This is a genomic window from Paenibacillus endophyticus (assembly GCF_014192395.1).
In the GTDB taxonomy this organism is placed as follows: Bacteria; Bacillota; Bacilli; order Paenibacillales; family Paenibacillaceae; genus Pristimantibacillus; species Pristimantibacillus endophyticus.
In genome coordinates this window covers 52,582-73,012 of record NZ_JACHXW010000011.1, presented here as the reverse complement: position 1 = coordinate 73,012, position 20,431 = coordinate 52,582, and the positions used below count along the sequence as shown (strand labels likewise).

Annotated in this window: 15 protein-coding genes; 12 read left to right on the top strand and 3 right to left on the bottom strand. The window is 45.6% G+C overall.

What is annotated here, in order from left to right; translation table 11 throughout:
• The first annotated feature begins 27 nt into the window (after positions 1-27).
• From FHS16_RS18110 to FHS16_RS18095, 4 genes are all read left to right on the top strand, one after another.
• On the top strand, positions 28-4,731 hold the full coding sequence (locus FHS16_RS18110) for an S-layer homology domain-containing protein (RefSeq protein WP_183565572.1): 4,704 nt from the start codon (positions 28-30) through the stop codon (positions 4,729-4,731).
• Between the two features lie 538 nt (positions 4,732-5,269).
• Positions 5,270-5,410, top strand: a complete 141-nt coding sequence (locus FHS16_RS18105) for a hypothetical protein (protein ID WP_183565569.1) — start codon at positions 5,270-5,272, stop codon at positions 5,408-5,410.
• Positions 5,411-5,514: 104 nt separating this feature from the next.
• Positions 5,515-9,378, top strand: coding sequence for an InlB B-repeat-containing protein (locus FHS16_RS18100; RefSeq protein ID WP_183565566.1), 3,864 nt, complete (start codon positions 5,515-5,517; stop codon positions 9,376-9,378).
• Positions 9,379-9,788: 410 nt separating this feature from the next.
• The gene (locus FHS16_RS18095; RefSeq protein WP_183565563.1) at positions 9,789-10,358 is read left to right on the top strand and encodes an SF0329 family protein; all 570 of its coding nucleotides are present in this window, start codon (positions 9,789-9,791) and stop codon (positions 10,356-10,358) included.
• A gap of 186 nt (positions 10,359-10,544) precedes the next feature.
• On the opposite strand, the gene FHS16_RS18090 is transcribed toward FHS16_RS18095, so the two are convergent.
• Positions 10,545-11,612 carry an LLM class flavin-dependent oxidoreductase gene (locus tag FHS16_RS18090; protein ID WP_183565560.1) on the bottom strand — a complete coding sequence of 356 codons (1,068 nt, stop codon included), beginning with the start codon at positions 11,610-11,612 and terminating at the stop codon, positions 10,545-10,547.
• Between the two features lie 298 nt (positions 11,613-11,910).
• Between FHS16_RS18090 and FHS16_RS18085 the strand changes: the two genes are divergently transcribed.
• The 5 genes from FHS16_RS18085 to FHS16_RS18065 all read left to right on the top strand — a co-directional run bounded on the left by FHS16_RS18085 (position 11,911) and on the right by FHS16_RS18065 (position 16,829).
• Positions 11,911-12,507 (top strand): DUF6630 family protein, encoded by a 597-nt coding sequence (locus FHS16_RS18085; RefSeq protein WP_183565557.1) that lies wholly within the window; start codon positions 11,911-11,913, stop codon positions 12,505-12,507.
• Between the two features lie 19 nt (positions 12,508-12,526).
• Positions 12,527-13,486: a HEAT repeat domain-containing protein gene (locus FHS16_RS18080; protein WP_183565554.1), complete on the top strand. Its 960-nt coding sequence runs from the start codon at positions 12,527-12,529 to the stop codon at positions 13,484-13,486.
• A gap of 102 nt (positions 13,487-13,588) precedes the next feature.
• Complete coding sequence (locus FHS16_RS18075) at positions 13,589-14,200, top strand: FMN-binding negative transcriptional regulator (RefSeq protein ID WP_183565550.1); 612 nt, start codon at positions 13,589-13,591, stop codon at positions 14,198-14,200.
• Between the two features lie 142 nt (positions 14,201-14,342).
• On the top strand, positions 14,343-15,581 hold the full coding sequence (locus FHS16_RS18070; protein ID WP_183565546.1) for a carboxylate--amine ligase: 1,239 nt from the start codon (positions 14,343-14,345) through the stop codon (positions 15,579-15,581).
• A 309-nt stretch (positions 15,582-15,890) separates the two neighbouring features.
• Positions 15,891-16,829, top strand: coding sequence for an aminoglycoside phosphotransferase family protein (locus FHS16_RS18065; RefSeq protein ID WP_183565543.1), 939 nt, complete (start codon positions 15,891-15,893; stop codon positions 16,827-16,829).
• Between the two features lie 70 nt (positions 16,830-16,899).
• Here FHS16_RS18065 and FHS16_RS18060 read toward each other — a convergent pair whose 3' ends face one another.
• Positions 16,900-17,829, bottom strand: coding sequence for a helix-turn-helix transcriptional regulator (locus FHS16_RS18060; protein ID WP_183565539.1), 930 nt, complete (start codon positions 17,827-17,829; stop codon positions 16,900-16,902).
• 100 nt (positions 17,830-17,929) lie between these two features.
• Here FHS16_RS18060 and FHS16_RS18055 point away from each other — a divergent pair, with 100 nt between their 5' ends.
• From FHS16_RS18055 to FHS16_RS18045, 3 genes are all read left to right on the top strand, one after another.
• Positions 17,930-18,397: a VOC family protein gene (locus FHS16_RS18055; RefSeq protein WP_183565536.1), complete on the top strand. Its 468-nt coding sequence runs from the start codon at positions 17,930-17,932 to the stop codon at positions 18,395-18,397.
• A gap of 234 nt (positions 18,398-18,631) precedes the next feature.
• Positions 18,632-18,943: a hypothetical protein gene (locus FHS16_RS18050; RefSeq protein ID WP_183565533.1), complete on the top strand. Its 312-nt coding sequence runs from the start codon at positions 18,632-18,634 to the stop codon at positions 18,941-18,943.
• Positions 18,944-18,988: 45 nt separating this feature from the next.
• Positions 18,989-19,156: a nucleoside triphosphate pyrophosphohydrolase family protein gene (locus FHS16_RS18045; RefSeq protein WP_221226397.1), complete on the top strand. Its 168-nt coding sequence runs from the start codon at positions 18,989-18,991 to the stop codon at positions 19,154-19,156.
• Positions 19,157-19,274: 118 nt separating this feature from the next.
• On the opposite strand, the gene FHS16_RS18040 is transcribed toward FHS16_RS18045, so the two are convergent.
• Positions 19,275-20,414 carry a DHHW family protein gene (locus FHS16_RS18040; protein ID WP_246431826.1) on the bottom strand — a complete coding sequence of 380 codons (1,140 nt, stop codon included), beginning with the start codon at positions 20,412-20,414 and terminating at the stop codon, positions 19,275-19,277.
• Between the last annotated feature and the right edge of the window lie 17 nt (positions 20,415-20,431).

Here is a 20,431-nt window from a genome sequence, read left to right as displayed (position 1 = left end):
CAATAGTGGTATGGAGGAGAAAACGACATGAGTACAAGATTTAGAGCAAGTAGGAAAGTAACGTCTATTATCTTAGCGATGTTAATGGTACTTGGTGGATGGAACGGGCTGTTCGATAGAGGGAATGAAGTATCTGCTGCGTCAGGTGTAGAATTCGCAGGAGGAACGGGTACGAGCAATGAGCCTTATCTCATTGAAACGGCTGTCCAACTCGACGAGGTCAGATGGCATTTGGGCAACAACATACATTTTAAGCTGACAGCGGATATCGATTTGAGCGGTTATGCGGAAGGCGAAGGCTGGGCGCCGATTGGTAAAAATGTTGAAGATTCATTCCATGGTCACTTGAACGGCAATGGGTTCAAAATTTTAAATCTTACCATTAATAGACCAGGAAGTTCTTATGTTGGGCTTTTCGGAGTAGCTGCTAAGGAAAGTTCAATTACTAATATCGGGCTGGAAAATATCAATGTAGTGGGTAATTTCACTGTAGGAGGCTTGGTAGCGTTAAATTCTGGCTCAATTATTGGAAGCTTTACGACGGGAAGTATAAGAGGAAGTACTGCTGTAGGAGGCTTGGTAGGGCAAGGGCAGTATGAGGCGCTAATCAGCAATAGCTACAGCAATGCGAGTGTGAATGCGCAGCAGCAGGCAGGTGGCTTGATAGCGATGAATTCCTCGGATAAGATCAGCGACAGTTACGCGACAGGAAAGGTGAAAGCTGGAATTTATTCAGGAGGTTTAGTCGGTTATAGTTACAGACCAGTCTTCCGTAGCTTGTACGACAGCGAAACGACAGGGCAAAGTGATACGGAGAAAGGCGAAGGTAAAACGACTTTAGAGATGAAGACGCTAAGTACGTATGAAAGTTGGCTGAGCTTTAACGATTATTGGGGAATCGATCCTGACGTGAATGAAGGATATCCCTATTTGAAAGCTTTCTACCGTGAAATGAACTACGACGGTAACGGTAACACCGGTGGAACCGTGCCGACTGACAACAACATATATTCCAATAATGAAACGGTTACCGTGAGTGGAGATATAGATCTTTCAGATCCTTTAGTCAAAACCGACTATGTCTTCGTGGGATGGAATACGCTAGCGGATGGCAGCGGTACGAGCTATGTGTCAGCAGACACGTTCTCGATAACCGAGAATACAACCCTATATGCACAATGGCTGAGCACCAAAGCTACTTTGACATCCGGGTTTGGAACGGTGAGCACGGGAGGGACAGCGACGGAGACCATTACGAGCATTCCGGGCGATGTGACGTTAGACGAGTTGAAGGCAGCGATCACGCCGGCAACGAATGCTACGTTCGAGATTTATGAGGCCGATGGAACCACGGTAGCGACGACATTGGCATCGGGCAATAAGGTCATCGTTACGGCTCAGGATGGAGCAACGAAGATTACGTATACCGTGACGATAAATGCTATAAATGTAATTGCGAGTGCAGCGATTAGCGGGGTACCTGCGCCAGTTGCGGGCGAAGTGCCAATTCGGGAGACAACTACAGCTGAATATACCGCATCAATCGCTTGGTCTCCTGAGGCTGCTCCCCGATTTGCAGAGGGAGAGACTTACACGGCAACGCTGACGATCACGCCCAAGAGGGGATATGTGTTGAAGGGAGTGCCTTCGGATTTCTTCACGTTAGCGGGGGCAACAGTCGTAACAAATTCAGCCGATTCCGGAGTGGTAACCGCGACATTCCCGGCAACCGGTACGGTATTTGCCGGTGGTTCGGGAACAACAGAGGATCCTTATCTCATTGCAACCGCGGCCGAGCTTAATCAGGTCAGGTATTTCTTAAACGCGAGTTTTAAGCTGACAGCGGATATCGATTTGAGCGGTTATGCGGCGGGTGATGGCTGGGTGCCCATTGGTAATTGGTATCGTGCATTTGCAGGAAACTTCGACGGCAATGGTTATACGATTGCGAATTTAAAGAGTAGTAGAACTAAATATAATTCTGAAGAACCTGTAGGACTATTCGGATATATATCCCAAGGGATAGTCAGTAATGTCATTCTGGAAAACATCGATGTAGGCAGTCGATCGTATGCCGGTGGACTAGCTGGAGTGAACGGAGGAACGATCACGAACAGCGGGGTCATCACAGGAAGCGTCACCGGGGACTCTGCAGGCGGATTGGTAGGCTATAATGAAAGCAGCATTACCAATAGCTTCTTTGCGGGAAGTCTGAGTGGAGCGGCGACATATGCAGGCGGATTGGTCGGCTTTAACGAGGGCACGATTAACAAGAGCTTTGCTACCGGAAACATTAGCGGTCAACATCGGACAGCCGGTGGTTTGGTAGGACACAATGATGGATTTCTCTCTGACAGCTACTACAATGGAAGTGTGAATGGGAAGACTTTCGCCGGCGGATTGGTTGGTAATACCCGGTATAGTATCATCAATAGCTATGCAACGGGTGCCGTAACAGGCGACGGACGCTTAGGCGGCTTAGCTGGAAACAATGATCTTGCAATCAATAGCTTCTACGATAGCGAGACAACGGGACAAACAAGTTCGGGAACAAGTGGCGGTACGGGGCTAACGACAGCGGCGATGATGCTGCAAAGCAGCTATGAAGGTTGGGATTTTGAGCATACATGGGCAATCGATTCCTCGCTTAACGAGGGGTATCCTTACTTGCAGAGCTCTCAGCTCCATCATGTCGCCTATAACGGAAACGGTGAAACCGATGGAGACCTGCCGAGTGCCGAAACCGCGTATTTGCGTGGAACAACGGTTAGCGTTGCTGGAAATACCGGCAATTTGGTCAAGACAGGTTATACGTTCGCGGGATGGAATACGCTAGCGGATGGAACCGGCAAGAGCTACTCGGCGGCAGACAGCTTTACGATCACGGCGAGTAAGACGTTATTTGCTAGATGGATTAATACCACCGCAACGTTAACCTCTACAATTGGAACGGTTAGCACGGGCGGAACATTGCAAAAGACGATTACGAACATTCCGAGCACAACGACGTTAGAGGCGCTAAAGGCAGCGATTACGCCAACAGCGGGCGCGACGGTTAAGGTCTACGAAGCAGATGGGACAACAGCAGCATCAACTTTGGCAACAGGCTATAAGGTCATCGTTACAGCGCAGGATGGAGTAACACAGGTTACGTATACGGTAACGTTAGTGAAAACGGCAGCGACGCTAACTTCGACAATCGGCACCGTAAGTGCCAACGGCACAGGCAATGAATCGATAACAGCCATTCCATATGGTACAACTTTGGCAGCGCTGAAAGCAGCAATCACGCCAGCAGCGGATGCGACGTTTGAAGTGTACCAAGCAGACGGAATAACGGTAGCTACAGGATTAGAGACAGGTAATAAAGTCATAATCACTGCTGAAGATGGCGTAACACAGGTTACGTATACGGTGACGGTACTGAAAAAGACAGATGCGACGCTAACTTCGACAATCGGCACGGTAAGTGCAACGGGCACAGGCAATGAAACGATAACAGCCATTCCATCCGGTACAACTTTGGCAGCGCTGAAAGCAGCAATCACGCCAGCAGCGGATGCGATGTTTGAAGTGTACCATGCAGACGGTGTAACAGTAGCAACCGTATTAGCGACAGGCAATAAAGTCATCGTAACCGCTGAGGATGGCGTAACGCAGGTTACGTATACGGTGACTGTGAATGAAGCAACAGTTCCACCTATTAGCGGAGGCAATGGCGGAAGTGTTGTTCCTACTCCAGCTAAAGTGACATCAAAAGACGGGAGCCTAACGCTTCCAGTTGGATCAATTGGCGAGGTAAGCTTGGAAGAGCGATTCACGATTACCGTGCCTACAGGCGCAGTCAATCAAGAACTGAAATTAACGATTACGAAATGGCTGGATACGAAAAATGTGTTAGCCAATAAAGAGGTTCTTGCAAGCTCGGTATATGAAGTATTGAAAAACATCCCGGGTAATTTCATCAAGCCTGTAACGCTCACCTTTGCTTTCGATGCGAACAATGTGAAGAGCGGCCAAGGGGTTGCGATCTTCTATTTCGATGAAGGGAAGAAAGAATGGGTAGAAGTGAAAGGCAGCAAGACAAGCGGAAATGTGATTTCAGTAGAGGTTAATCACTTTACGAAATTTGCGGTTCTTGTTGTAGACCAATTGACAGGACTTCCCGTGTCAGAGGGAACAACGCCTGCTGAACTTAGTGATATCGCAGGACACTGGGCTGAAGCAAGCATCAAGCAAGCAGTAAAAGATGGCATTGTGAATGGCTATGTGGACGGAACGTTCAAGCCAGGTAAAACGATAACCCGTGCAGAATTCACCGTCATGCTGATGAAAGCATTGAACGCTCAGGAAGCAGGAGCGGAGCTGACCTTCACAGATAAAGCGGACATTGGGACTTGGGCGCGCGCTGCGGTAGCACAAGCGGTGCAAGCTGGCATTATTAGCGGATATCAGGATGGGACCTTCCAGCCGAATGCGAATATTACGCGGGCTGAGATGGCAACGATGATTGGAAAGGCATTCGAGCTGCTACTAGACCCGAATGCAGTCACCTCTTTCGCAGATGATTCATCGATTCCGATCTGGGCCAAAAGTGCAGTAGCCGCTCTGAAAGAGCGCGGTGTAGTGAAAGGTACAGGGGTGAACACATTCAATCCCCGCGCACAAACAACAAGAGCCGAAGCGGTTGTTATGCTTCTGAATATGTTGAATGTAGTAAACGAAAAATAACGGTCAGTAAAGTTATTATAATGACTAATACAAAGGCTCAAGCTGAAAGCCGATGCCACCAAAGTTCACTGCATGCCTTTTCGCATTTGCCATTTCGCCTACCCTATTTAGTTAATGACCTACCCGATTGGGTAGGTCATTTTTTGTTTTCCAAATATTATAATAAATATAGATTTGTTTCAAGGAAGGTAAGTACATGGAACCATTGAAATATGTGAGTGTAAGTCCCAATTGTAATTGCATATATTCAACCTGCGGTCTAATTGCCTTTCATCATTTAGGAGCATAAGGAATTGGAGCTCCTCTCCTAGCTACTTACCTGCAGAATATCGAGATTCAGGCTTGCAACTTCTAAGTACCCCCTCTTATGTTGTGTAAATTGAAAGACCAGAATGCAATAGACGGGCAAGGCGTGTTTTACCGCAAGGATGATACAAACTGTATTCCGTTCTTATAGGAGAAAGGTTTAGAGGCGGAGTGGTCAGGGATGTAGTTTAAGTTTTTTAAAAATTTAAATGACAAGGAGGAGTAAGGTATCTTGCTGAAATGCAGACCGTTGATGTATCCATTGCTAGTAAGTATGATTACGCCGTTTATACCAGGGACGGCTATGGCGGCTGCATATAACTGGAATATGACGGATGGTGGCGCTGCTAAAGTGTTGATTCATGTTCAATAAAATATGACTATATGTCTTTCGAATCTAAGAGAGTCACTATAAAAAAAATGACGAATGACATCAAGCACAAATCATAATTATTTTAGATTAGGAGGTAGAGATTGATGAATAAACGGCGTTATGTTTTTTTGTTTATTGCATTACTTGTTTTATTGGAAATGATTCACCCTGCTTCTACTTTTGCTGCATGGAGCAAGCCAGACCCTCAATTGAGTAAAAAGATGAATGGTGTTACCCGTGGAACTGACAGGTTTGTCGCTGTTGGAGATAGCGGGGCACTTTATTATTCCTTAGACAATAGTGGAGGTCAGTTCTCATCTAGTGTCGTGACAGGTACTTCAGCAAGCCTCAATGATATTATCTATGCTGACGGCAAGTATGTGATGGTGGGCGGGGCCGGGACGATCCTAACTTGGGTGCCTGGACATGTGCTTGGAATTTCTACCTCAGATACTAGTAATATTTTATCAAGCATCGCTCACGGGGGTGGCAAGTATGTAGCGACTGGGCAATTTGGAACAGTAGTGACCTCCTCTGATGCAGTGACTTGGGATAGTCAAATTCTTTCTGGCGCTGGTGGATCTTATATGTATGGCGTTACTTATGGTGATAAGTTTGTAACGGTGGGACAGCATGGTGAGATATGGTCTTCACTTGACGGAGTAAGTTGGACAGAGCGAATATCGAATACAAGCAATTATCTGCAGGCTGTAACTTATGGCAACGGGCAATATGTGGCGGTAGGAACCACCGGAACGGTTGTAACATCACCCGATGGAATGACTTGGACAGTGCAAACATCGGGCATAACACAATCATTAGGCAGCATTACTTATGGCAATGGCCGATATGTAGCAGTAGGATTTGGGGGAACAATTATGACCTCCAGCGATGGAGTTAGCTGGAAGCGAAGTGCATCGGGTGTCACTGACTTTCTTCTTGATATTCAATATGGTAACAACACGTTTATGGTGGTAGGGGACAACATGAATCTGGTATATGAAAACTCGACAGTAACTTATCATGGTAATGGGAACACGGGAGGAACTGGACTTATAGATAGCAGCACATATGGGATAGGCGCATCGGCAACGGTGTTGGGTAAGGGAAGCTTGGAGAAAACGGGCTACACGTTTGCGGGTTGGAACACCGCTGTGAACGGCAGTGGAACTAGCTATGCGCCAGGTTCAACGCTGACTTTGGATATGGCGAATGTAACGCTGTATGCGAAATGGACGTTGAACCCGACGTACACCGTTACGTATAACGGAAACGGAAGCACCGGAGGGGCAGTTCCTACTGACATCAGAACGTACGAAACCGGCACATCGGTAACGGTGTTGGGTAATGGCAGCTTGGCGAGAACGGGCTATACATTTGCTGGCTGGAACACTGCGGCAAATGGCAGCGGAACGAGCTACGCAGCTGGGGCAACGTTCGCTATGGGAAGCGTGAACACGACGCTGTATGCGAAATGGACGTTGAACCCGACGTACACCGTTACGTATAACGGAAACGGAAGCACCGGAGGAACGGTGCCAACGGATAGCGGAACGTACGAAACCGGTACATCGGTAACGGTGTTGGGTAATGGCAGCTTGGCGAGAACGAGCTATACATTTGCCGGCTGGAACACTGCGGCAAATGGCAGCGGAACGAACTACGCAGCTGGGGCAATGTTTGCTATGGGAAGCGTGAACACGACGCTGTATGCGCAGTGGACGTTGAGCCCTACCTACACGGTTGCGTATAACGGAAACGGAAGCACCGGAGGGGCAGTTCCTACTGACATCGGAACGTACGAAACAGGTGAATCGGTAACGGTGTTGAGTAATGGCAGCTTGGTAAGAACAGGCTACACGTTTGCCGGCTGGAATACTGCGGCGAATGGCAGCGGAACGAACTATGCGGCAGGTGCGGCACTTACGATGGGGAACGCGAACGTAACGCTGTATGCGAAATGGACGTTGAACCCGACGTACACCGTTACGTATAACGGCAATAGCAGCACCGGAGGGGCAGTTCCTACTGACATCAGAACGTACGAAACCGGCACATCGGTAACGGTGTTGGGTAATGGCAGCTTGGCGAGAACGGGCTATACATTTGCCGGCTGGAACACTGCGGCAAATGGCAGCGGAACGAGCTACGCAGCTGGGGCAACGTTCGCTATGGGAAGCGTGAACACGACGCTGTATGCGAAATGGACGTTGAACCCGACGTACACCGTTACGTATAACGGCAATAGCAGCACCGGAGGGGCAGTTCCTACTGACATCAGAACGTACGAAACCGGCACATCGGTAACGGTGTTGGGTAATGGCAGCTTGGCGAGAACGGGCTATACATTTGCCGGCTGGAACACTGCGGCAAATGGCAGCGGAACGAGCTACGCAGCTGGGGCAACGTTCGCTATGGGAAGCGTGAACACGACGCTGTATGCGAAATGGACGTTGAGCCCTACCTACACGGTTACGTATAACGGAAACGGAAGCACCGGAGGAACGGTGCCTACGGACAGCGGAACGTACGAAACAGGTGAATTCGTAACGGTGTTGGGTAAAGGAAGTTTGGTAAGAACGGACTATACATTTGCCGGCTGGAATACTGCGGCGAACGGCAGCGGAACGAGTTATGCGGCAGGGGCAACGTTCGCTATGGGAAGCGCGAATGTAACGCTGTATGCGCAGTGGACGTTGAGCCCTACCTATACGGTTACGTATAACGGAAACGGAAGCACTGGAGGAACAGTGCCAACGGACAGCGGAACGTACGAAACCGGCACATCGGTAACGGTGTTGGGTAATGGCAGCTTGGCGAGAACGGGCTATACATTTGCCGGCTGGAACACTGCGGCAAATGGCAGCGGAACGAGCTACGCAGCTGGGGCAACGTTCGCTATGGGAAGCGTGAACATGACGCTGTATGCGCAATGGAGCGCAAACATAAGCTCTGGCGGACCAAGCATCATCAAGGTAGTCTCAACGGACGGAAAATTAACATTGCCCGCGGGAGCAATAGGAGAGGTTAGCTTTGAAAATGATGTGAAAATATTTATTCCGTCAGGGGCAATAGACAAGGAGTTAAAAATAACAATTAAAAGAGATTTGGAAATCAAAAAACTTCTAATCCAACAAATGCATCCGGTCAGCGACGTTTTTGAGATCTCGAAAAACATTGTAGAGAATTTCAAAAAATGGATAACGATATCCTTTGCATTTGAGCCATCAAAATTGGCGGAGGGACAGCAACCGGGAGTATTCTATTTTGACGAAACAAAGAAAGCCTGGGTGGAGGTTGCTGGTGGCAAGATCGATGGCAGCTGGATCTCGGTAGAAGTAAATCACTTAGCAAAATTTGCGGTGCTATGTGTTGAATCAGTGAACGGCCAGAGAGTACCTTGTGGGCCGTTAAATTCAAGTCCAATATCTGAATTTAACGATATCTCAGGGCATTGGGCAGCCATTAATATCAAACTAGCTGTAAATAAAGGAATCGTTAGCGGTTACCCAGACGGCACATTTAGGCCGAATGCTGCTGTTACACGAGCGGAGTTTGTGGTGATGTTGATGAATGCGTTGAAGCCGAAAGCAGATATGGCCCATATATCTTTTACCGATTCAGCGAAAATTGCACCTTGGGCGAAGGAAGCGGTAGCACGGGCCGTGCAAGCCGGTATTATTGAAGGCTTCGAGGATAGCAGTTTCCGCCCGAATAAAGCAGTGACTAGATTGGAGACGGTAGTGATGATTGCGAGAGCACTCGACTTAAAGGCGGACGTCAATTCAACAACCGGCTTTGTGGATGATCATCAGATTCCAAATTGGGCGAAGGGCGCAGTGGCAGCGATGAAAAATTCGGGACTTGTTCGCGGTAAAAGCATAAATGGGTTTGCTCCCAATGATAAAACAACGCGGGCTGAGGCTGCAACGATTCTATTGAGAATGCTGGAACAAAAGAATATGTAAAGCATGAATTTATGTGCGTCAGCAATAGGCTCACAACAAATATTAAGCATGAATAATAAATTGAATATGCATGATTCGTATGAAACAATAAGCGATCTTCGAGAAGATAGTTATATCTTATCTCGAAGATCGCTTGTTTTGTTATAGCTGCAAAGAAGTGGACAGTCCATTTTTCATGCACATATATTCTCGGAGCTAAGAATTCAAATCCTTTTTTGAACATGGAGGATCGGATATTGATGTAATAATTATATGATCCACAACGTGTATAGGCCACCTCAGATGAAAAAGGAGTAGGTCAAGATTGCGTGTATGTAGTATGATCACTGTGTTGGTTATTGTATGATGGAGTATAGAACGACTGATCCATTAGGTATATATAATAAAGAACATAGCATTTAGGAGGATACATGTCCTGGAGTAAATTGAAGCAACAACTGGAGAGCTTTCTCTCTCCTGCGTTAGTTGGAAGGGTCGAGTACCGTTCAACCAGCTACCGTTATTTACCTGATAAGGCTGGGCTTTGTTATATTGCGGTAGATAAAAAGAACGTATTCAATATGGCTGATATAACGACCTTAATCAGATGGTATCAGACGGAGCTTGAAATTAAAAATGATCCAAATATCCAAATTCCGATCTCCGATGAAGAAATTGAAGCGCTCAGAAAAGAAACCGAAGGGAAAGTTCCGGAGGACCGTATAAAAGTCATGTTCAGAGGTAGGAAAATATCAGAATATGCAAAGGAGCTTTTGTCAGCGCAGTCATCATTAAGCAAATCAAATTTTACCGTAGCAGCTAATCAATTTTTATCCACTTCAATAGAGGAAAGCCTGGAGAGCAGCGATATTCTCTTGAATATTTTAGCTTTGGTGGACAGACGAGTCGGCAGAAAGCGTATTTTAAACTTGTCCGAGAAGATGAAGTTAAAGCATCCAATCGTGCAGTATTTTTATGAGCTGCGGCGCAGTACGCTATGACAAGAAAAAACTTAAAAACCTCCAGCCGGAGGTTTTTTGCTGAAGGGATCACCATGGCGATTCAAAAGGTCAGAACGCTTATTGCAAAAGACAGTAACATTTCGTTTTATACTCCTCCCTAACTATATGAAAAACGGCCGCCTTGGACTTCGTTCATCGTCCAAGGCGGCCGTTCCGCTGTAATCATTAGGGCTGGTTTTTTGTAAGCTCTTTCCGTACGATCGGCGCTACCTTCGTGCCAAGCAGCTCAATGGCGTGAAGCACCTCGCGGTGAGGCATCGTTCCGACATTGACATGCAGGAAGAAACGGGTAACTCCTAGGTTTTTGCGAAGAAGAAGGATTTTCTCGGCTACGTACTCCGGATCGCCAACATATAGCGCGCCGCGCAGGCTGCGGGCTGCGTCATAAGCGCTGCGGTCGTAGTTCTGGCGCCAGCCGCGCTCGCGCCCGATGACGTTCATTTGTGCCTGCGTTGGCAGGAAAAACGAGTCGGCAGCTTGCTCGGTTGTATCCGCGACGAAGCCGTGTGAATGCGTCGCTATCGGCAGCTTGCTCGGATCATGACCTGCCTTTGCCGCGGCTTCTTTATACAGCTTGACGAGCGGAGCGAAGCTCTCCGGCATACCTCCGATGATAGCGAACGCGATGGGTAGACCAAGCACACCCGCACGAACGGCGGACTCCGGGTTGCCGCCGCTTGCGATCCAGACCGGCAGCGGAGCTTGAACGGATCTCGGGTACACGGCAAGATTATCGATGGCGGGACGATGTCCGCCGCGCCAAGTTACCTTCTCGGAATCACGGATAGCGAGCAACAGCTCCAATTTTTCTTCGAACAGCTCTTCATAATCATCCAGGCTGTATCCAAACAGCGGGAAGGACTCGATGAATGAACCGCGACCTGCCATAATTTCTGCACGCCCGTTCGATAGGCCATCCAGTGTGGAGAAAGCTTGATAGACGCGTACGGGATCATCGGAGGACAGAACGGTTACCGCACTGGTCAGACGAATATGCTTCGTCATTGCAGCGGCAGCTGCGAGTACGACTGCAGGCGAGGTGCCAGCGTAGTCAGCCCGATGATGCTCGCCGATCCCATAGACATCTAGCCCGACCTGATCGGCTAGTACAATTTCTTCGACCGCATGGCGAAGCCGCTCTGCATGGCTGATGACCTCTCCTGTCACTGGGTTTGGCGTTGTCTCCAAAAATGTGCTTATTCCTATTTCCATGCTTGCTGCTAAATCCGTCATTTCAAAACTCCCCTTTCATTCCTTCTATTTTACTCATTTTTTTATGGTTTCTCAACTTTAGTAAGCAAAATATGGATGCGCTGCGAGAAACGATGGTATCTTTTTCATTGTAGGACGACAGTGCCGAAAGGAATGCATCCACGTTTCAATTGTATTTTAATTTTGGCTGAAACCGTTGGAGTGGTTTTTCTGATTGGCAATGTATACAATTGAAAGATACCCTTTAGATACAATGAGCAAATCATATAGCGAGCATAGAAAATGAAAGCTTATAAAGCCGGATTGGAGGACGTGCAGCATGGGCTTATTCGATTTTTTTCGAAAAAAGAATGCAGATGCGATGCTTGTGTCTGGCTCGGAAGCAGATCAAGGCTTGGAAGATGGAAAGCTCGCAGCTCTTCTTGCGCTTAGCAGAAGGCTGTCTGCTGGCAATGAAGATATCGTGCAGGAGGTTAGCGATGCCTATCTGGCCCCGGTAGAATACTGCGAGAAATGGCAGGACCGGCTTGACGATCGGGGAATAACGGGTCCGATGGAAGGTCTGCCTTGGATTGCATTGGTAGATGCGCTGATAGAGGAAAGATTAGCCGATGAAATGGATTGGAAATCAGAGGGCAGCACCGTTCTTTACGTAACCCGAAGATTAATTGCGAGGAAGCAGCTTCTCCCTCATGACAAGGACTGGTCCGAGTTTGAATACGACGAGCAGCAGCGGACAGAAAAAATGCTGGAAACGATGAAAACCAAGCTGGAAGCATACGGTATCGCTCTGGCATGCATGGATATGGAGAGCGACAGCTACGTATTGATTGCGGTTAGAGCCGAGCAACTCGGTGAATTGAAGCAACTCGCGCATACTGCCGGGTACCGGATTGGTAATCATTTTTCCAGCTGAGAGTCGGAGGGAGATAAGAATGAGCGAATGGATAGCGTATGTTCGCAACCTGCTCCGACGGATGACTGTGGAAACGAACGAGCAGGGGGAAGAGGTACAAAGCTCTGCGGATAAGGTGTCATGGAAGGCGATGCGCGAAGCGGAAACGCTGAATGATCCCGCAATCATTGATGCAGCTGCCGAGCTGCTGAATGAAGCAGCGGACGAAGAGACAAAGCTGCATATATGCTTCATATTGAGTCATTTGGCTCATATAACAGGAGATCCTCGGGCTGTCCGCTTGATGCTTAGTGTGCTTGCGAACACAACGAGTAATCGAAGTGTTTCCCGGCTGCTATGGTCGTTCGCCCGTGTTCCAGAAATACCAGATGCCGTACCATTTCTAAAGCTCAGCCACTCGCCGAACGGCGCAATGCGAAGAGAAGCAATACGGGTATTGGGCCGCTGCCGGCAAGACGAAGTATATGAACGTATGATACAGCTGCTTCAGCAATCAAAGGATGACTACGATATTATTTATACGTTATGGACCTTGCGTGATCTTAGCCTAGCTAAGGCTTTGCCCCAGGTGCTTTCGCACCTCAGTTCCTCTGCCGGAGAAGTCCGGAGCTTGGTTATTCGTTATGCGGCAGACTTTGGAGATGCGTCATATGTGCCGTGCTTTGTTCATGCGCTGGAGCATGACCGTTCGGCAGATGTGAAATGGAATGCAATGGAGGCGCTCGATAAATGGGGCGGAGCTGCGGAAACAGCGCTTGTATGGAGAAGATGCAAGGCGATAACCGCTAGGCCGCGAAAAGGCGGAGGGCAATTTCCGATGAGCGAGCTTATGCATGGTTTATCTTTTTTATGGCGGTTCGGTAAAGACAAGCCAGAGGTGCAGAAGCTGCTTACAGACCTTCGCACGACCAAAAGTGACAAGCTGTTCGAGCATGAAACAGCCTGGTTAGAAGCGTTAATGAAAGAATCGCCTAATTAATGTACGATGGACAAGACTTTTAATTATACGTTTTGCATGGTTGATTATTAGCATTGTAAATGATTTTGATAACAAACAAAATGTATCAGAGGAGAAATCCAAATGTACGTACCTTCACATTTTGAAATTACGGATTTATCTATTGCCTATAAAATTATTAAAGAAAATAGTTTTGCCACATTGTTCTCTCAGCATGATGGGGCTCCATATGCTACCCATTTGCCATTAATTCTCGATAAAAATCATCTGTGCCTATACGGGCATTTTGCTCGTCCAAACCCTCATTGGAAGGATATTAGTAAACAGACAGTGCTAGCCGTATTTCATGGTCCACATTGTTATATCTCCCCATCTTGGTATGAGACGAATAGAGCAGTTCCAACATGGAACTATGTGACTGCTCATGTATACGGTTCGGTAGAGCTTATAGATGATGAGCATGAGTTAATGATGTCCTTAAATGATATGGTGTTAAAGTACGAAACCGCTAATAGTTCCTATAGGTTGGAGGATATAGACCCTAACTTTCTAAGTGGTTTAAATAAAGGGGTTCAAGGCTTTAAAATGAAAATTGACAGAATAGAGGGGAAAACGAAGCTAAGCCAAAATCATTCGGTACAACGACAGGAATTGGTCATTGAAAAGCTAGAGAAGATCAAAGATACAAACGAGCAAACGATTGCTTCTCTGATGAAACAAAATCTAAGTCATTAAGCTAGAGGCGAATGATTGTGAACCATCAGGAATGGATTTTATAGGACGTATGGCGAAAAGGCAAACTTCAGTAAACGCAGGTCCGTTTTTTGATATAATAAGAGGAAAAATGAATGTAGAACATGTGGAACAAGGAGAAAATATGAATAGTAATGATTTTTTACCGATTATACTTGGAAGCGATGAAAATGCTTATGGAAACGTACGGCTTATTCATGAGGCTTACCAGATTAGACCGCTGCTGCTGTGCACCCGGCTGTTAATCCCAACGAAGAACAGCAAATTGTTCGACCTTATTCAAATCGATCGTTTTGACCATGATGACGTATTTCCTGGCGCTTTGCTTTCCATATTGGAAAAATACGCTGCCCCGAACAGAAAGCTTGTTGTCATTGCTTGCTCGGATTACTATGCCAGCATGTTGTCGCGTCACTATAGTAAATTCAAGGGACTTATTGCGAATCAGTTTATTTCGGAGGCTTTGCTTGATACGTTTGATACAAAAGATAAGTTCTATACATTATGCGAAAAGCATGGACTGGATTATCCAAAAACGATTGTCTGTGAGCCGCATGAGCGCGAAAGAGCATTGGAACAAATGGATTTCCAATTCCCTATCGTCGTAAAGCCTGAAAACAGCAATGCCATCGCTTATTTGCATTGTCATTTTGAAGGTAAAAAGAAAGTATTTTTCTTTAAAACAAAAGATGAGTATTTAACGATGGTTAAAAACATGAACGCTTCCGATTATAAAGGGAAGTTAATTATACAGGAATTTATTCCTGGCGGTGATAGTTCGATGCGTGTCATGAATAGCTATTCCGATAACAATGGGAAAGTGAAAATGATGTGTCTCGGCCAGCCGGTGCTTGAGGAATATGCGCCGAAAACATTGGGCAACTACGCAGCCATTATTAGCCGTTCGGATATGGACATTTATCAGAGGGTAAAGACATTTCTTGAAGAAATCGGGTATGTCGGATTCTCTAATATCGATATGAAATACGACAGCAGAACAGGCAAATATATGCTGTTTGAAATTAACCCGCGGCTTGGCAGAAGCAGCTTTTTTGTGAGGGCGGGAGGACTTAACATGATGGCTGCGCTGATCGATAATGTGGTATATGGTAAAAACACAGACTGCATTTACAACCAAAATACAGCCTTATGGACAAATGTGCCGAACATTGTATTGCGGAAATACGTAACAGACCCCGTATTATCGGCCGAGATTAAAAAGCTGAACAAGCAGAAAAAAGTACTCAAAACACTTTGGTATAAAAAGGATTTGAACGTGGAACGAGTACTAAGAGTCTCACGGTATTATTTCGGCCATATAAACAATTACCGACGTTTTTATTTTAACAAGGAAAAGATGTAGTTACCGAACTGAGAAAATAGGCGCTTATCAAAATAGGTGCAGCTAATTACAAATAAATCCAGATGTGAATGTTGGATTGATCGGCTAGCCGGGACAGTCCAATTTAAACGGAGAACGATAGTCGTACGAATTATGGAGTAGTTAGCCGGATGGCAGCTGCTCCATTTTTATTTAGGGTCTAAGCATCCTGAGCGTTCTTGTGCTGAGGTTTGATATTCAAATTCATGTGTAACCGGCAAATTGAGCAATAAATAAGTTCAGTGTGGTAAACTGTTCGAAGCACGACACTTGAGGGGGATTAAAGAAACTATGGAAGGTTCTATAGTTTTACTAGCAGAACGAATTGCAGGCAATTTTCTTCTGGAACAAGTAAAAACTTCCTACCAGATCATAGGTAAAGGCGTCACAAATCAGGTTTGCGTAGTTGAGACGGAGAGTCGCAAAGTGGTTGTCCGCATGAACGATAAAGATACATTACCAAGCTTTATCAAAGAAAAATGGTGCATCGAGCAAGCAGCGGCAGTTGGTATTCCTGGACCTGAGGTTTTGTCCATTGGCATCGCAGATGAAACAGCCTATATGATTCAAGCTTTTATAGATGGCAACAACGGGTTAGACAGTACGGTTCCCAAATCCGATATTTGGAGGCAGCTTGGCGAATATGCCAGGCTTATTCATTCGATTCCAGTGAAAGGATACGGGGAAAATCTGATTGATCCAGTCCATGGTGAGTTTCAGTCGCCTCCTCATGCAGGTTCGGACGGCAGTTGGCAAGGGTATGTGCAGTATAATATCGATAGTTTGACTGAGCATGATCGCTTGATTGAGCTAGGTGTACTCACTCAGTTGGAATCGCAGAGAGTAAGAAAACGGTTTGAAAATTTGAAGAGTACACCGTTCCGTTTCGGTTTAAACCATGGAGATATCTCTTTAAAGAATACGATTGTCAATCAGGCAAACCAAGTTATATTGCTGGATTGGAATGCAGAAGTAAGCGTGATACCGTTCGCAACGGTTACTCAATTGATGCATTACCAAATTCTAGGACTAGAAGAAAGCGCAAGTGCTGAGGAATTCAAAGCTTTTATGGACGGGTACGGAATAAGTGAAAAAGACCTGTCTGAAACGAGGCATTTGCTGCTCTTAAGGGCTCTCGATAACCTCAGGTGGGCTATTGATCGGAGTCCTGATCTGATCGAACCCTATGCTGCGTTTGCGAAACAAGTCATTGACATGATTAGGAGTTAGCTAGCAAAGACAGAGCGATAGTATAACCAAGGGTTGGAAATCGAACATGCGTTTTGCCAGCATTTTGATGTTAATGGGAGCTTTTTAAAGTATACTTCTCCACCATACTATTCAAATAATCTCGAAATTCATCAACATACGTTTCCGGCTCTAGTATTTCCAGATATGTCCCGAAGCTCGCTAAAAATTGAAAGCCAATACTGTTTTGAGGCACATAGATAGTGGCTAAGAAATATTCAGAGCTGTAGTTTTCAATACTCTTTCGACCGTACCTTTCAATCAATCTGTCTGTTATGCTAGGCGAAATCAACGCCTTAATAGCGACTAGTTGCGGTTGATAACCTGCTTCATGTTCTTGTTCGAATAAATAATCCCTGGGGATAAAAGTATTTTCATCCATAATAAGATGGTCGATCCTGGATAATTTAAATGTTCTATAACTCTGACGATGTAAACAGAATCCCTTCAAATACCAACTCGATTCACTAAAATGAAGTTGATAGGGCTCGACAATTCTATTCGTCGTGGTCCCATTTTTATCTATATAATCAAATGAAACCAAGCTTCTTTTTAATATCGATTCTTGGCATATCTTCAAGGTTTGAAGAATCTCAGACCGTCCCTCCCAATCATAAAATGACAACTGGATTGAACCTTTCGTAGATGATGGGCTAACCATGGCTTCTATTTTTCTTATAGTCACTTCAACTTCTTCGCTTATTAGAATTTGTTCCAATCCACTGAGTGCAGTCAATATATTCTCCAAGTCAGAGCTGCTTAAAAGACGTTTGTCCACCTTGTATTCATCCATAATGCCGTAGCCGCCATTAACTCCAATGACAGAATAGATCGGGATGTTTGATAAACTCAGTGTTTCCATATCACGAAGAATGGTTCTTTTGGAAACGTTAAATAATTGTGCGAATTCTTTTGTTGAAACGATATTTTCTTTTTTCAGCAATATCATGATGATAGATATTAATCTCTCAACCTTCTCCATATTTTCCTCTCTTTTTTTGTGCTTTATTTTAAAGAGTGACATGCGTATGTCACCATTTATACATTATACTTCATTTATCACAAGAAGGAGGTATAACTTTATGGCAGCTATTGCATATTTTAACTTTGATGGAATCGCAGAACAAGCCATTGAATTTTATTCGGAGGCTTTTCATGCAAACGAGGTGAAAAAGGTAAAATTCAGCGATCTTCCGCAAGATCCAAACTATCCATTGCCAGAAAATGAATTAAATATGATCATGGAATCTTCAATTGAATTTGCTGGCGGGAAAATCATGATGTCGGATATTCTACCTTCGATGAAGAGTGTGACAGGCGAGTTGGTTAAAGGAAACCAGATACTGATTAGTATCGTTATTGATGATAAACAGACACTGGAAAATTACTTTACCAATTTGTCTGTAGGCGGTTATGTTATCATGCCGTTATCAGAAATGCCTTGGTCTTCCTGCTTCGGAATGTTGGCTGATAAATTTGGTGTTGTATGGAAATTTAATAGTGACGCAGATAAGTTTCTTGATAGAGTACTCTCCAAAAAAAATAATTAATTCCAAAAAATGGTCTTGTAACTGAAGGCCATTTTTTTTATCTAACGTACCCGTCCCTCGGTTGTATCCTGATCGAAATACAGTTCGTTCCAAATCGCAAAAAGCTTGTTGTTGCATTCGGTTAATTGTGGTTCGCACGCGGAACGATTAGAATTGTAAGGGATAGAATCTTATCCATCAACCTATGAAGAGCAGTGCCGGACGTTATTAGTAATGGAAAAATAGGAGGGTTATATGAAAATTCATTTAATACTATTCGTTTCATCCGTTGCACAGGAATGTGAAATTAATGCCCATGCGTCACTTATGAAAACATTTGATTCTACGATTCGTCCCATGCAAGGGGATATCATCGATGATCCAGGCTTTGACTCGGATTATCACAACGGCTACGAAGTGGTCAAAATTACGATGAATTATGCTTCTGAAGAATGCTGGGTTTCTTTGTCCCCACTAGCGATAGAGCTGGAGAACATACAAATAGAAACATATATCGCGAAACTTAAGGCTAACGGCTGGCAACCTTTCTCAAAGGATAATGAATAGTCTTTTTCAATAGAAATTAGAAAAAAATATCAAGCTTTAGAAAAGATGCATCATGGAACGGAATGGACAGTCGAAGAAGATGCATTGGCCTTTTTGACAGATGCCGGATTGGCAGGGAGACTGACGATGCCTCAGCAGGGGCGCTGGCAAACAAGCGGAGAACCAGCAGTAGATCAATTCTTAACCAAAACGGAGGAACGGTTAGCGGAATAATGAAACGATCAAGAAATGGGGAAATAGAAGAGAAATAGAAGAGAAAATGGGAAACCATTGCAAAATAGAGAAGCGGCAGCCTCGGATTGGAATAAAAACCGTGCTGCCGCTGTTTGCTTTAGTATTTCAATTTGAGCAGGTTGCGTTCGCCAATAAACGTTGTCGTATTGAAAAGCATCAGTACATCCTCGATGCCATTCTCCGCCATATAGTCACTGATGCTGCCATTATAGTAACGAATGTCAATGACATGGATATCCTGCACATGCTGTGTCAGAAATGGCAGGAAGCTATGGGCGTAAGAATCTTTAATGACGAGCATTTTATCCAGCTCTACCTGATTAGCCGGAAGCTTGCTATGCAAAGTCATAAGCGCATGGACACCGCCTAGGAAATAGGAATACTTATCCTTTTTGGCCAAATACCTTGGGTCGTACATACTGTTGACCGTTTGGTCCGTGTCGGCAATATACATTTCAGTTTGGATGCCGTTCTTGTCCTTATAGGCTTCAATGGAATCGGGCCTCACGCCGCTGAACTGGCTGCGTGTATGATAGCTGCCAAGAAACGAGTCGGTCATCGTTTCAACGGCAAAGTCGCTCTCGGCAGCCGGCGTCCAGCCCATCTCCTTGGCATATGCGGCATAGGCAAGATAGGCGCCATACGTAGTCCAGTGGTGGTCTGTTTTATAATAAATAGGTTTGCCAGAGCTTGCTGCGCTGCGGAGAAAATCAAAGCCGTCCATAAAGGTCATGCTGCCTTGCACCTGCTCGCCGATAAAGCGATTGACCTCGTCCTGCGGATAAGCCTCAGCGAGCCATGGCAACCGCTCTGGATACAATCCAATCGAGGTGGGAGCAAGCATGAACGTCATATTGGCGTTCGGGTGATTCTGCGCATACAGCTGCACAGCAGCGGCGTATTCCTTTATTTCCGCATAAGCAGGCGCGCTCAGCTTTTCGAATAAATATCCGTCCTTCCCTTTGTAGATACCGTTGTTTTCCTGCTGAAGCCGCAGCTGCTCAAGCATAGACTTCGTCCACACCCATTGGTTGCGGAATGGAAAATGATCAGTAACGTAGCTTTCTGACTCGTCTGAGAATGTTTTGGACCACAGATTGTCCCAGGTTAACTTGGGCGCTTTCTGCAGCGTACGGTTCTCCACATCAGAAAACGCTTGGATCGGCAATAGAAAGAACAATAATGACATGGTGAACAATAGGCCTATGAAGCCCCATATATATATGCGATCTGTCATCTTGCTCAATGCAGCGG